Raw genomic sequence first — 14,481 nt, 5'->3', positions numbered from 1 at the left:
TACGCCCGACAGGCTGCTGGTGTTCAGGGCTGGCGCTGGCCGGCCCTGAACCGCTGTTTGTTAGGTTGCACTCCTCGCGTTAACACCTCGTTTATCCCCGCTGTCTCAGTCGGCCGCCAGCTTGGCTAATAAGCTGCTTTCGTCGACCGCATCAATCTGTTCAGGCTTCAGGAAGCGTTGCGCGTACTGGCGATAAACCCCGCTGCGCACGAACAACTCAAACAGTTGCGTATCCACATGCGCGCCCTTGCACATGCCGAGCATGATGTTTAGCGACTCGGACAAGGTTTTGCCTTTCTTGTAGGGGCGGTCCACCGCTGTTAGCGCCTCAAAAATATCGGCAATCGCCATCATGCGGGCCGGCAGGCTCATGTCTTCACGTTTCAGGCGTTTCGGGTAACCCGTGCCATTCATCTTTTCATGGTGGCCACCGGCGATTTCCGCGACGTTTTTCAAGTGCGGCGGGAAGGGCAGGTGGTTGAGCATGCGGATGGTTTGCACGATGTGATCGTTGATGATGAAACGGTCCTCTGCGGTCAAGGTGCCACGGGCGATGCTCAAGTTGTACAGCTCGCCGCGATTGAATTTGTAGGTCGGCACCTCGAGCTTGAAGCCCCATGGATTGTCGGCGGGCATTTGCTCGCTGGCCTTGCGTTCAAGCAAATGCTCGGGGCGATCGGCCAGCAGTGGCTCGTCCACCGGCAGACTGGGCGCTGGGCTACGGGCTTGACGTTGCGCCTCTTCCCACGACACCCCGAGTCGGTCATCGAGGGTGCGCCGCCAGGTGCGCTGGGCGATGTGCTGAATGCGTGCCAGATCGGCCTCGGCCATGGCCTCACCGCCCAGATTACAACGGGCGATAAAGGCGAACTCTTCATCCAGGGCGCTTAACCGCTGGTCACGCTGCAGCGCTTGCTGGCTGGCATCGGCGCCTTCGCTGCGGGCCTGCCAATAGTCGATCCAGGCATCGCGTTTAAGCACTTCAAAGCGGGTGCGGATTTCATGGATGCGGTCGTAGAGGGTTTCCAGTTTGGTGGCTTTATCGACCACGTATTCGGGCGTGGTGATCTTGCCGCAATCGTGTAGCCAAGCGGCGATATGCAGTTCTTCCCATTGCTCCTCAGTCGGTTGGTAGCTGGCAAAGGCCGGCTCCGGGCTGTCGGCGGCGGCGTGGGCGAGCATCAGCGTCAACTCCGGCACCCGCTGGCAGTGGCCGCCGGTGTAAGGGCTTTTGGCGTCGATGGCGCCGGCCAACAGTTGGATAAAAGCTTCCAGCAAGTGTTTTTGTTGCTCCAGCAAACGCTGACTGTCGATGCACAGGGCAGCCACGCCAGACACCGCCTCGATCAAGGCAATGCGCTCGGGGCGTAGCAGGGTTGGGTCGTGTTCGTCAGTGTTATCACGGTGCAGTAATTGCAGCACGCCGAGGGTCACGCCCTGGCGGTTATGCAGGCCACAGCTGACCAGGTGAATCATCGGGCTGTCGAGGCTGTGCAGCAGGCTTTGCAAGGGCCCGGCTTGATCAAAACCCAGGGCGACCACAGCGCTGGCGCCGCCACTGGCCGGGCCTTTGAGCCAATCGGGCAGGCTGGGGTCGCCGCTGTGGTAACTGCTGAGGGAGTGCTCGCTGAGGTTTTGTTGCACGCCATCAATAATCAGCGCCTGGGGGATCAACTGGCCGCTGTCGGGCTCGATCAAATACAGCAGGCCGCCGCTGGCCTTGCCGATGCTGACGGTCTCATCGAGCACCCGCTGCAATAAGGTATCGAAGCGTTTTTCGGCCGATAAGCTGGCGGCAATCTCGAGAAAGCTGGCGATGGTTTCTTTCATGCGGTTCATCGACAACGCCAGGCGGTCAACTTCCAGCAGGGGCGAGCGGCCGCTGGCGGGATGGTTAAAGTCAAAGCGCTGAATCGCTTCGGCCTCCAATACCAACGCGTTCAGCGGTTTGACCACGCTGCGCGAGGCCAGCCAGCCGACCGGCAGGCACAACAACAGGGTGGCGAGGGTGATGATCGCGCCTTGCCAGCGAATGCGGTAAGCCTCGGCCAGTAGTTCGTCTTCGGGCACCAGCAGCGCCAGCTCCAAGCCTTGCGGGCCGCCCTCGTTGATATGGGTGCGCGAGATGATCCAGTCGCGCTTGTTCAGGCGCAAATGCCCCTGCTGCTGCCGATTATTGTTTGGCTGTAGCAGGGCGGCCAAGGGAACGCTGAGTTCGGCGGCCTTGAGCAACTGCACGCTGCCGCCGGTTTCTACCAGCAGCGTTGGTCGGCCCGGATAGGCAATGGCGTCGCCGTCGCTGTCGAACAGCAACACTTCGGTACTCGGGGTGATTTGATGTTTGCTCAGGGTGGCAGACAGGTCGTCGAGGGTTAGGTCGGCGGCCAGCACTATGTTGAGGCCGATGTTGCGCGCCAGGGTGGTGCCGACTTGCTTGCTGGAGAAAAACCCATAGGGCGCCGTGGTGATTTGCTCGGCATCGCTAAGCGCACTCTGATACCAGGGCCGCGTGCGCGGGTCGAAGTCCTCACCGCTGCGCTGGATATGGCGCAGCAGATTCAATTGTTGATCGAAGAACTGATAGCTCGACTGCACGGCGCCATCGTTGTGTTCGATGGTCCAGAGTTGGAAGGCGGCGTTCTCGGGTGCTTCAAAGCGCTGCCTGAACGCGGCGCTGCGCAGTGGCCGCAGCATGAAAAAATCGCCATTGGGGTAGCCCAAATACAGCGCGGCGAGTTTGGGGTTATCGCTTAGGGCCTGGGCGAAAGGCGCCAGTAACGCTTGTCGCTCGCGGGGTTGCGCCTTACGGGTGCTTGGGTCAAGCGCCAACAGGCTGAGCAGTTGCCGAATGGGTGTGTAGGTGTGGTCGAGGTCCAACTGCACTTCAGTTGAGATTCGCGCAAAGAGTTTTTCGCTGCTGGAGAGAATAATGCTGCTGGTTTGCTGGTAATTGAACACCCCCAAGACCATTCCGGTGGCCAGCAGCAGCAGGGTAAAGAGCGCGCTGATGTGCATGTGCAGTGGAAAGCGACGGGCAGTTGCGGGTTTGGCTTTGGCCATAGCATTAGCGTCCAATTTGCTTAAGGGCGGGCACAAGCATAGATGGACTGGGGTGCAACTGTGCAGACCGGCCGCCAACTGTGATTGGCGGTCGGTTCAGGGCTTACACCGGGCTGGAGCGACCGGTCATTTCGCGGGCCATCTCGGTGGCGTAGCTGTCAGTCATGCCGCCGATAAAGTCGATCATCCGTAAAAACGACTGATACAGCGGCCAGCTCGGGTCGGGGGCATTATTGCCGAGCAAGTCGAGAATCCGCCGGCTCTTGAACGACGGTGTACGTCCACCATGTTGCTCCACCGCCGCGCCGCAGAAGGCATTCAGCAGAATCTCCAGGGTGGTGTAAGCGCCAATTTCGTGCAGGGTTTTGCGCTTGTCCTGGAAGATTTTTTTCCGCGCCAGGTCTTTGGCTTCCAGCACGCAACGCTTGGCCGGGCCGTGCATATGCTCAACCAGGTCGCCCTCCAGATTACCGGCCAGCAGCGCTTGCTGTTGCTCGACAAAGGCCCGCGCTGCGGCATTGGTCAGGTGCTCGATGGCCTTGCCGCGCAGAATCGCCAACTTGCGCCGCCGTGAGTCCTTGGGGCCGAGCTGGCGATAGGTTTCCGGCAAGTCGTCGCCGACCAGGTTGAGCAGCAGGGCTTCGACTTCGCTGTAGTCGAGAAGCTCCATTTCCAGGCCGTCTTCCAGGTCGATCAGGCCGTAGCAGATGTCATCGGCGGCCTCCATCAAATACACCAACGGATGGCGCGCCCAGCGTTGGTCTTCGATCTGTGGCAGGCCCAGTTTGCGGGCGATTTGCTCAAGTATCGGCAGCTCACTTTGGTAGCAGCCGAACTTGTGTTTTTTATAGCCCAGGGCCTGGGCATGGCGGGCGGTCCAGGGGTATTTCAGGTAGGTGCCCAGGGTTGCGTAGGTCAGCCGGGTGCCGCCATCGAACTGGTGATATTCCAGCTGGGTCAGCACGCGAAAGCCTTGGGCGTTGCCTTCAAAGTTAAGAAAGTCGCCGCTCTCTGCGTCGCTCATCGCATCCAGCCAGCCGCGCCCGGCGGCCTGCTGAAACCAATGGCGGATGGCATCTTCACCGGAGTGGCCAAAGGGCGGATTGCCGATGTCGTGGGCCAGGCACGCCGACTGCACGATCATGCCCATGTCGCTCGGGTCGCACCAATCGGGCAGCTCTGCGCGCAGCACTTCGCCGACGCGCATGCCCAGCGAGCGACCGACGCAACTGACCTCCAGCGAGTGAGTCAGGCGGGTGTGGATATGGTCGTTACTCGACACCGGGTGTACTTGGGTCTTGCGCCCCAGGCGGCGAAAGGCGCCGGAGAAAATGATGCGGTCATGGTCTTTATGAAACGGACTGCGGCCGAGCTCATCGGCGCTGTGCAGCGGTTTACCAAGACGTTCGCGGGTAAGCAGGGTTTGCCAATCCAAAACTGATCCTCGCCATTAAGTGGCTATTAGATCCTTAGCTTCGGTGTTCGGTTGCGCGCCTGCAAGGGCCACAAACAAACTGCGCGGGGCTGTTAAGAATTATTAAGGGCTATGTCCCAGTTATGTGTTGCAAAGCGCAAGTCCCGTAGCCTCTGGTTTGTGACCCAGATGGATGTGGAGAAAAGAACGGCTGTGGCTCTGCAGGATTGTCAGCGTACTCACGTTTGCTTCGCGGATAAATCCGCTCCTACACAAGCCCAGCACCTGCAATAATTTCATCGGCTGCCTCCCTGTAGGAGCGGATTTATCCGCGATTGGTCGGTGCAGGCAGCACAAATATCAAGGCTAATTCCCTCTCGCGAAAGGGGCCCTCGCAAGGCATCGCTGGTACATAGTCCTTAATCAGGGGCCAGTTGGCTGGCGCTGAGCTGATGTTCTTCGCCGGCGTAATAGGCCCGCACACGCGGGTCCATCACCGCTCGCCAAAGCGGCGGAAACAGCGCCAGCACCACCATGCCGGCGTAGCCGTTGGGCAGTTGCGGGCTGCTTTCGTGGTGGCGCAGCACCTGATAGCGACGTTTGGCGTAGGCGTGGTGATCGGAGTGGCGTTGCAGATGGAACAAAAACAGGTTGGTCAGCAGGAAGTTGCTGTTCCACGAATGGGCCGGACCGGTTCTTTCATAGCGACCGTTTTCCAGCTTGCGTCGGTGCAGGCCGTAGTGCTCGAGGTAGTTGACGATCTCCAGCAGGGTCACGGCCACCAGGCTTTGGCCGAGAAAAAAACCCAGCCCCAGCCAGCCAAAGGCCCAAGTAAAGCCGAGGGCGAAGGTTGCGCTGAGGGCGTACCACCAGATCAATTCATTGTGCGCAGACAAGGCTGGCAGGCCTTTGCGCTGCAGGCGCTCGGCTTCGAGCTTCCAGGCATTCAGGAAGTTGTGTTTGTAGGCATGCGGCAAGAAGCTGTACAGGCTTTGCCCGAAGCGCGAAGAGGAGGCGCACTCCGGGGTTGAAACATGCACGTGATGGCCGCGCACATGCTCGACTTTAAAGCCGGCGTAGCAGACGGCGGCCAGCAGCACGCCGCCGGCGTTTTGCTCGATGGCCGGGTCTTTGTGCACCAGTTCGTGGGCCACGGTGATGCCGATGGCGCCCATCACAATGCCCACCGAGAGCGTCCAGCCCAGTTGCCCCAGCCAACTCCACTCGGGATTGTTGGCCAGTATCCAACCGGCCCAGGCCAGCATGCCGAGCAGGATTGGCACGCAGGCCAGAGTCAGCAGCCGGTAATAAAATTCGCCCTCCAGTTGCGGCACCTGCAGGCGTTCTTCCGGGTTGGCCGGGTCGCGGCCGAGCAGGGCATCGACGAAGGGAATCAGGCCAAAAATCACCAGCGGCACCAGAAAGCTCCAGGCATCGGCATGGCTGCTGCCTTGCGACAGGTAATAGCTCAGGGGCACTAAAGCGACCGGCAGTAGCCAGAACCAGTAGCCGATTTTTTTCAGGCTGAGCATCCAGTCGGATGAGCAAGTTGCAAACATGGTGGGCTCCTTGGGGTTTAATCGTTGTCGTTTTTATTGTTGGATTGTCGGACAATTATTGCCGGCAATTGCGCCCCGCCCAGCCTATCTTTAGCACGGCAACACCAGTGGCTACCGGGGTGGTTGGGTAACGGCCTGTGTTACACTCGCCGGCCTGCGTGGCAGACCATTTAAAGGAACAGCATGACGTTCAAGGCCCCGGACAGCCTCGCTGAGCAAATCGCTCACCACCTTGCCGAACGCATCATTCGTGGCGAGTTAAAAGAGCGCGAGCGCATTCAAGAGCAAAAAGTCACCCAGGCCCTGAATGTCAGCCGTGGTTCGGTGCGCGAGGCCTTGCTGATTCTCGAGCGCCGCCACCTGATCGTGATCTTGCCGCGCCGCGGCGCGCAGGTTACCGAGCTGACAGCGCATAACGTCAAAAGCCTGTATGCGCTGGTGATGGAGCTGTACATAGTGCTGGGCAACGCGGTGGCCGTCAGCTGGCGTAACGAGGCCGACTTGGCGCCGCTGCTGGCAGTGCAGCGGCAATTGCAAGCCAGTGCGGCGCGCGAGGATATCGACGCCTTTGTGGAAAATAGCTTCGATGTGATGCGTGCAGCATTTCCCTTTGCCAACAATCCGTACTTGCAAGAAACCCTGGAAAACCTGCTGCCGGCCATCAGCCGCACTTACCACCTGGCGCTGGCACGGCGTAAATCTGAAATGAGCCAGTTCCTGAATACCTTTGCCAGCTTGCTGCAGGCGGTGTTGGCGCGTAATGCCGAGCAAGTTCGTAGCGTGTTGCTGGCCTACGGTCAGCGCAACTGCACACTGGTGCTGGCCGCAATGGCCGAGCGCTAAGGGCCTAAGGGAAACGGATTGCTATGCGGCTAAAGTGCATCAAACTGGCGGGGTTCAAGTCCTTCGTCGACCCGACTACGGTCAACTTTCCGAGCAATATGGCGGCGGTGGTTGGGCCTAACGGCTGCGGCAAATCCAATATCATCGACGCCGTGCGCTGGGTGATGGGCGAAAGCTCGGCGAAGAACCTGCGTGGCGAGTCGATGACCGATGTCATCTTCAATGGCTCCACCAGCCGCAAGCCGGTCAGCCAGGCCTCGATCGAGCTGGTGTTCGATAACAGCGACGGTACCCTGCTGGGTGAATACGCCAGCTATGCGGAAATCTCGATCCGCCGCCGGGTCACCCGCGACAGCCAAAACACCTACTTCCTCAATGGGGTGAAATGCCGGCGGCGCGACATTACCGATATTTTCTTGGGCACCGGCCTTGGCCCGCGCAGTTACTCGATCATCGAGCAGGGGATGATCTCCAAGCTGATCGAGGCGCGCCCCGAGGACTTGCGTAACTTTATCGAAGAAGCCGCCGGCATCTCCAAATACAAGGAGCGCCGCCGCGAGACCGAAAACCGCATCCGCCGCACCCACGAGAACTTGGCGCGTTTAACCGATCTGCGTGAAGAGCTGGAGCGCCAGCTCGAACGACTGCAGCGCCAAGCCCAGTCGGCGGAAAAATACCAGCAGTACAAGGCTCAGGAGCGCGAACTCAAGGCCCAGTTGTCGGCCTTGCGCTGGCAGAGCCTGAATCAGCAGGTCGGCCAGCGTGAAGCGGTAATCGCCCAGCAAGAAATCGCCTTCGAGGCGCTGATTGCCGAACAACGCAGCGCCGATGCCAGCATCGAGCGGTTGCGCGACGGCCATCACGAGTTGTCCGAGCAGTTTAATGCGGTGCAAGGGCGGTTTTACTCGGTCGGTGGCGATATCGCCCGCATCGAGCAAAGCATCCAGCACGGTCAGCAGCGCTTGCGCCAATTGCAGGATGACTTGCGCGAGGCCGAACGGGCCCGCCAAGAAACCGCAGCGCACCTGGGCCATGATCAGGATTTACTCGCCAGCCTGACTGAAGAGCTGGCCCTGCTCGAGCCCGAGCAAGCCCTCACTGCGGCCTCTGCTGAAGAAGCCGCTGCCAGCCTGGAAGAGTCGGAAACGGCGATGCACGGATGGCAAGAGCAGTGGGACACCTTCACCCAGCGCAGCGCCGAACCGAGGCGTTTGTCTGAGGTGCAGCAGTCGCGGATTCAGCAGCTCGAGCAAAGCCTCGAACGCCTGGCCGAGCGCCAGCGGCGCCTGACCGAGGAACGTCAGCAACTGGCTGCCGACCCGCAAGACGCGGCCATTCTCGATCTGGGCGAGCAGCTGGCGATCAGCGAGCTGACCGTCGAGGAATTGCAAACGGCAGAGCTACGGCTGGCCGAACAGCTGGAACAATTACGCGGCCAATTACAGGCGGCCAATCAAGCTCAGCAGCAGGCCCAGGGCCAGTTGCAACGCTTGAATGGACGGATTGCCGCCCTGGAGGCCTTGCAGCAGGCGGCATTGAATCCGGGCAAAGGCACGGCGCAATGGCTGCGCGAACAACGCTTGAGCGAGCGGCCGCAGTTGGCGGCCGGCCTGCGGGTTGCGCCCGGTTGGGAGCTGGCGGTCGAGACGGTGCTGGGCGCCGATCTACAGGCGGTGTTGCTCGATGAGGGGCAAAGCGCCGGCTTGGCTGAGCTGGATTTCGCCAGCTTTAACCAGGGCGATTTACGCTTGATCACCGCCGGCGTTGCGGGCCTGCGTTTGCCTGGCAGTTTGCTCGATAAAGTCGAGTCGGGCATCGATTTAGCGCCTTGGCTGGGCCAGGTGCTGCCGGTCGAAAGCCTGCAAGAGGCGCTGGCGCTGCGCAGCCGATTGGCGCCCGGCAGCAGCCTGATCAGCCGCGACGGCTATTGGCTGGGTCCGCACTTTCTACGGATTCGCCACGCCGATGCCGCCGAAAGTGGCGTGCTGGCCCGTGCCCAGGAATTGGAACTATTGCTGGCCGAGCGTGAACAATATGAAGCCGAGTTGGCCGAGCTTGAATTGCACTTGCAGCAATTACTCGGTCAACAGCGCGAACAAGAGCAGCTGCGCGAACAGCAGCGCCGCCGCTTGCAGGATGAGACCCGCAGCGCCGGTGAATTAAAAGCCCAGTTGTCGGCCGTGCAGGTCAAGGTCGAGCAGTTGCAACTGCGTCAGCGCCGCCTGGATGCCGAGGTCGAGGAGTCGACCGAGCAGTGCGCCCAAGAACAAGAGCAATTGGGCGAGGCTCGGTTGATCTTGCAGGACGCCCTGGACGCCATGGCGCAGGACACCGAGCAGCGCGAGAACTTGCTGGCCGCCCGCGACAGCTTGCGCGAGCGGCTCGACCGGATTCGCCAAGAGGCGCGCCAGCACAAAGACCATGCCCATCAACTGGCGGTACGCCTGGGCGCGCTGCACAGTCAGCACAACTCCACCCGGCAAGCGCTGGAGCGCCTGCAATTGCAAGCCGAGCGCCTGCATGAGAAGCGCGAACAGCTCGATCTGAACCTGGGTGAAGGCGAGGCGCCGCTGGAAGAGCTGCGCATGAAGCTGGAAGAGTTGCTCGACAAACGCATGGCCGTCGAAGACGAGCTAAAGCTGGCGCGTTTGGGCCTGGAAGATGCCGATCGGCAACTGCGCGACAGCGAGAAGCGCCGCAATCAGGCCGAGCAACAAGCGCAACTGTTGCGCGGCCAACTGGAACAACAACGCCTCGACTGGCAGAGCCTGAATGTGCGCCGCGCCGCGGTGGTTGAGCTGCTGGAGGCCGAGAGTTATGACCTGCACACAGTGCTGGCCAACTTGCCGAGCGAGGCCAGCGAAAGCGTCTGGACCGATGAACTGGAGCAGTTGGCTGGGCGCATTCAGCGCTTGGGCGCGATCAACCTGGCGGCGATTGAGGAGTATCAGCAGCAGTCCGAGCGCAAGCGTTACCTGGATGCGCAAAACGCCGATCTGGTGGAGGCGTTGGATACCCTGGAAAACGTGATCCGCAAGATCGACAAAGAAACCCGCAACCGTTTCAAAGCGACGTTTGACCAGATTAATGGCGGCCTGCAGGCCTTGTTCCCCAAGGTGTTTGGTGGCGGCACGGCGTATCTGGAATTGACCGGTGAAGACTTGCTGGATACCGGCGTGAGCATCATGGCCCGGCCGCCCGGCAAGAAGAACAGCACCATTCACCTGCTGTCCGGTGGCGAGAAAGCCCTGACCGCGCTGGCGCTGGTATTTGCCATCTTCCAGCTCAATCCCGCGCCGTTTTGCATGCTCGACGAAGTTGACGCGCCGCTGGATGACGCTAACGTCGGCCGCTATGCACGCTTGGTTAAAGAGATGTCGGCCACCGTGCAGTTCATCTATATCACCCACAACAAGATTGCCATGGAAATGGCCGATCAGTTGATGGGGGTGACCATGCACGAGCCGGGCTGCTCGCGCTTGGTGGCGGTGGATGTCGAAGAAGCCTTGGCAATGGTTGAAACTTGATGCGACAGACGGTGTAAAATTGACTTTTGTCGTGCTAGTTTAGCCAAAAGTTTTTGTAAGCCCCGGAAAACGCCTGCTAGAACATGGAGTTGGCGCCAGGGTTGAGTTAAGAGTCGCGGGCCGGGAAGCCCTTTAATCATTATTTTTTTAGTCGGAGTTAGTGGATTACATGGAAATCGGTCTGCGTGAGTGGCTGATCGTCATCGGCATTGTGGTGATCAGCGGCATTCTTTTTGACGGCTGGCGCCGTATGCGCGGCGGCAAGGGCAAACTTAAATTCAAGTTGGATGGACGCTTTGGCGACCTGCCCGATGACGATGGTGATCCAGCTTTGCTAAGCCCGGCGCGGGTGGTCGACCGCCAGCGCGAGCCAAAGCTGGACGAAGAAGATTTGCCGGTAATGAACGCCAGCGAATTGAATCGCCGCCGCGCTGGTGAGCCGAGTCAGGGCGACCTAAACCTCAGTGAGCCAGTGCCCACCCTGCTCAATCCAGTGGTGGCTGGCGAGCCTAAGCAGCCGGCGCTGAGCCAAGAAGACAGTCAGCCATTACCGCCGGTTGAAGAAGTTTTGGTGATCAGCGTGGTGGCCCGCGAAGACGAAGGTTTTAACGGCCCGGCGCTGCTGCAGAATATTCTGGAAAGCGGTCTGCGTTTCGGCGAAATGGATATTTTCCATCGTCACGAAAGCATGGCCGGCAACGGTGAAGTGTTGTTCTCCATGGCCAACGGGGTAAAACCTGGCACCTTCGACCTGGATGATATCGATCACTTCACCACCCGCGCCGTGAGCTTCTTTCTCGGCATGCCGGGACCGCGTCATCCGCGCCAGGCCTTCGATGTGATGGTGGCGGCGGCGCGCAAGTTGGCCAGCGAGCTGAACGGCGAACTCAAAGATGATCAGCGCAACACCATGACCGCACAAACCATCGAGCATTATCGTCAGCGCATCGTCGAGTTTGAGCGCAAGCACATCATGCCCAAGCGTTGAGGCAACCTTACTCGCTGCTAAGCGTTAAGTGAGTCGTTAAAAGAGCAGCCTCGGCTGCTCTTTTGCTTTTTGAGAGAAATTGTTATGACCGACACCGCCGCAAACGCCGCCCAACGCATCCTCGAACTGCGCGCCGAACTGGACAGGCACAACCACAGTTACTACGTGTTGGACGAGCCGAGCATTCCGGATGCCGAGTATGATCGCTTGTTCCGCGAATTGCAGGCGCAGGAAGCTGAACATCCAGCGCTGGTCACGGCCGATTCGCCGACGCAACGGGTCGGCGGTACGGCGCTCAGTGCCTTTGGCGAGGTCAAGCATGAAGTGCCAATGCTCAGCCTGGGTAATGCCTTTGAGGAAGGTGATCTGCTGGATTTTGACCGCCGTGTGCATGAGGGGCTGGACCTGCCGGTCGGCGATTTGTTTGGCGGCGGCGCGGAAGTTGAATACTGCTGCGAGCCCAAGCTAGACGGTCTGGCCGTCAGCTTGCTGTACGAGAACGGCCTGCTAGTGCGTGGTGCCACCCGTGGTGATGGCAGTACGGGTGAGAACATCAGCACTAATGTACGGACCATTCGCAACGTGCCGCTAAAGCTGCACGGCGAGGGCTGGCCGAGCGTTCTGGAAGTGCGCGGCGAAGTGTTTATGTCCAAGGCCGGTTTCGCTGCACTCAACGCACGGCAACTGGAGAATAGCAGCAAGACCTTCGCCAACCCGCGCAACGCGGCGGCTGGCAGCCTGCGCCAGCTGGACCCGAAGATTACCGCCAATCGTCCGTTGGAGTTTTGCTGCTATGGCATTGGCCGCGTCGAAGGCGAGTTGCCGGCGACTCAGGTGGGCATTCTCCAGCAACTGAAAGTATGGGGGCTGCCGATCAGTCGCGAGTTAAAGCTGGCCAGGGGGGCCAACGAATGCCTGGCCTACTACCGCGATATCGGCGAGCGGCGTGCCAGTCTGGCCTATGAAATCGATGGTGTAGTGTTCAAGGTCAATGACCTGGCCTACCAGCGCGAGCTGGGATTTCGGGCTCGCGAACCACGTTGGGCGATTGCGCATAAATTCCCGGCGATGGAGGAACTCACCGAGCTGTTGGATGTGGAGTTTCAGGTCGGTCGCACTGGCGCAGTGACGCCGGTGGCGCGCTTGAAACCGGTGAAAGTTGCCGGGGTGATGGTGGCCAATGCCACGCTGCACAACATGGACGAAGTCGCGCGTTTGGGCCTGATGATCGGCGACACGGTGATCATTCGCCGTGCCGGTGATGTGATCCCGCAGGTGGTGCAAGTGGTGCTGGAGCGACGCCCGGCGGATGCGCGGCCGGTGCAAATCCCCGAGCAGTGTCCGGTGTGTGGTTCGGCGGTTGAGCGCAGCCAACTAATCAAACGTAGTAAGGGCCGCGAGACCATCAGCGAAGGCGCGGCGTATCGCTGCGTTGGGCGACTGGCCTGTGGCGCGCAACTCAAACAGGCGATCATTCACTACGTGTCGCGCCGTGCCTTGGATATCGAAGGCCTGGGCGAGAAAAGCGTCGATCAGCTGGTGGACGAAGGTTTGGTTCGCTCGCCAGCCGACCTCTATAAATTGACCTTCGAGCAAGTTGTCGAGCTGGAAGGCTTTGCCGAGCTATCGAGCAAGAACTTGCTGGCCGCTATCGAAAACAGTAAGAAACCTGAGTTGGCGCGCTTCATTTATGCCCTCGGTATTCCCGATGTCGGCGAGGAAACGGCCAAAGTATTGGCGCGTTCGCTGGCCTCGTTGGCGCGCATCAAGCAAGCCTTGCCCGAAGTGCTCACCTACTTGCCGGAGGTGGGCCTGGAAGTGGCCTATGAAATTCACGAGTTTTTCAGCGATGCGCACAATCGCAGCGTGATCGAGGCGCTCGAGCAAATACTGGATATTCAGGGTCAGGGCGAGTTGGGCGCAGAGTTTGCCGCCAGCACCACCTTGGCCGGTTTGCTCGACAAACTGCATATTGCTTCAGTCGGCCCTACAGGCGCTAAAACCCTGGCCGCCAAGTTTGGCGAGTCGCTGCAAAAAGTGCTGGAAGCCGATTGGCTGGACCTGCGGCAAGCGTTGAGCGAGAAACCAGCGAATGCCGTGCGTGAGTTTTTCAGTGTGCCCGAGCACTGCGAACGCGCGCTGAAAATCGAAGCGCAGCTGCGTGAGTTCGGCATGCACTGGGAAAGCCAAAAGCGAGTGGTCGAGGGTTTGCCGCTGGCCGGCCAGACCTGGGTGCTGACCGGCACCCTGGAAGTGATGAGCCGCGATCAGGCCAAGGCCAAGCTCGAGTCTTTGGGCGCTAAGGTGTCGGGCTCGGTGTCGGCGAAAACCCACTGCGTGGTGGCGGGGCCCGGGGCTGGCTCGAAGCTGGCGAAGGCATCCGAGTTGGGCGTTGCGGTGCTGGATGAGGCGGGGTTTTTACAGCGCATGCTAGAGCTTGGGCTGACGACCTGATCGCGCCGATCAGGTCGTCATAAACACTTAGTTGATGGCGTCGCTGAGGGCTTTGGCCGGGACAAACTTAACCACGTTCTTGGCGGCGATTTCGATCGCTTTACCGGTTTGTGGATTGCGCCCGGTGCGGGCCGGACGCTGAGTGACTTTCAATTTGCCAATCCCCGGCAGGGTGATTTCATCGCTGTTTTCCAGGGCGTCGCTGACGATTTCGCTCAGTTGCTCAAGCAGTGCACGAACCTTGGTTTTCGGGCTGTCGACAGCTTCGGCAAGGTCGTTGATCAGTTGGTCTTTGCTGGTGGCCATGGTGTTGCTCCTTGGGTTGGAAAGGCGATATCTCGGGATCGAGGCAGGCACGTTAGGGTCTGTTGCCGTTTCATCGCGAGCCGCGTTGCCGCGAGAAATGACCCCCGGTTAGGCCGCGCCCGCTCCCGGCGGGCTTGCGGCATTCACCCCATCCATGGGGATTGCGCAGGACGCAGGTAATGGTTATTCCCTTGCCAAGTCCTGCAACAACAGCGGGGGCCATTTCTCGCGCAACCCGAAGGGCCGGGCCTGTTTTTGCGCGAGACGGCGTTTCTCGTCGCTCATTTGGAACAACCAAACCGCGCTCCTCGTGCCTTGCCTCGCGCAAAA

8 protein-coding genes are annotated in these 14,481 nt (G+C 60.1%); 4 read left to right on the top strand and 4 right to left on the bottom strand.

What is annotated here, in order from left to right:
* Nucleotides 1-105: 105 nt before the first annotated feature.
* From Q8R10_RS00040 to Q8R10_RS00030, 3 genes are all read right to left on the bottom strand, one after another.
* Nucleotides 106-3,060, bottom strand: coding sequence for an HD domain-containing phosphohydrolase (locus tag Q8R10_RS00040; protein ID WP_305649870.1), 2,955 nt, complete (start codon nucleotides 3,058-3,060; stop codon nucleotides 106-108).
* A gap of 103 nt (nucleotides 3,061-3,163) precedes the next feature.
* Nucleotides 3,164-4,495, bottom strand: a complete 1,332-nt coding sequence (locus tag Q8R10_RS00035) for a deoxyguanosinetriphosphate triphosphohydrolase (protein ID WP_305649869.1) — start codon at nucleotides 4,493-4,495, stop codon at nucleotides 3,164-3,166.
* A gap of 398 nt (nucleotides 4,496-4,893) precedes the next feature.
* Nucleotides 4,894-6,033 (bottom strand): alkane 1-monooxygenase, encoded by a 1,140-nt coding sequence (locus tag Q8R10_RS00030; RefSeq protein ID WP_305649867.1) that lies wholly within the window; start codon nucleotides 6,031-6,033, stop codon nucleotides 4,894-4,896.
* A 183-nt stretch (nucleotides 6,034-6,216) separates the two neighbouring features.
* Between Q8R10_RS00030 and Q8R10_RS00025 the strand changes: the two genes are divergently transcribed.
* The 4 genes from Q8R10_RS00025 to ligA all read left to right on the top strand — a co-directional run bounded on the left by Q8R10_RS00025 (nucleotide 6,217) and on the right by ligA (nucleotide 13,845).
* Complete coding sequence (locus Q8R10_RS00025; protein ID WP_305649865.1) at nucleotides 6,217-6,876, top strand: GntR family transcriptional regulator; 660 nt, start codon at nucleotides 6,217-6,219, stop codon at nucleotides 6,874-6,876.
* A gap of 23 nt (nucleotides 6,877-6,899) precedes the next feature.
* Nucleotides 6,900-10,403: a chromosome segregation protein SMC gene (gene smc / locus Q8R10_RS00020; protein WP_305649863.1), complete on the top strand. Its 3,504-nt coding sequence runs from the start codon at nucleotides 6,900-6,902 to the stop codon at nucleotides 10,401-10,403.
* Nucleotides 10,404-10,572: 169 nt separating this feature from the next.
* Nucleotides 10,573-11,391, top strand: coding sequence for a cell division protein ZipA (gene zipA, locus Q8R10_RS00015; RefSeq protein WP_305649861.1), 819 nt, complete (start codon nucleotides 10,573-10,575; stop codon nucleotides 11,389-11,391).
* A gap of 84 nt (nucleotides 11,392-11,475) precedes the next feature.
* Nucleotides 11,476-13,845 (top strand): NAD-dependent DNA ligase LigA, encoded by a 2,370-nt coding sequence (gene ligA / locus Q8R10_RS00010; RefSeq protein ID WP_305649859.1) that lies wholly within the window; start codon nucleotides 11,476-11,478, stop codon nucleotides 13,843-13,845.
* 27 nt (nucleotides 13,846-13,872) lie between these two features.
* Here ligA and Q8R10_RS00005 read toward each other — a convergent pair whose 3' ends face one another.
* Complete coding sequence (locus Q8R10_RS00005; protein WP_305649857.1) at nucleotides 13,873-14,151, bottom strand: HU family DNA-binding protein; 279 nt, start codon at nucleotides 14,149-14,151, stop codon at nucleotides 13,873-13,875.
* Between the last annotated feature and the right edge of the window lie 330 nt (nucleotides 14,152-14,481).

The organism is Pseudomonas sp., from assembly GCF_030698175.1.
Taxonomy (GTDB): domain Bacteria; phylum Pseudomonadota; class Gammaproteobacteria; order Pseudomonadales; family Pseudomonadaceae; genus Aquipseudomonas.
The sequence above is the reverse complement of the archived record's forward strand: the minus strand, read 5'-3'. Positions and strand labels throughout refer to the sequence as shown.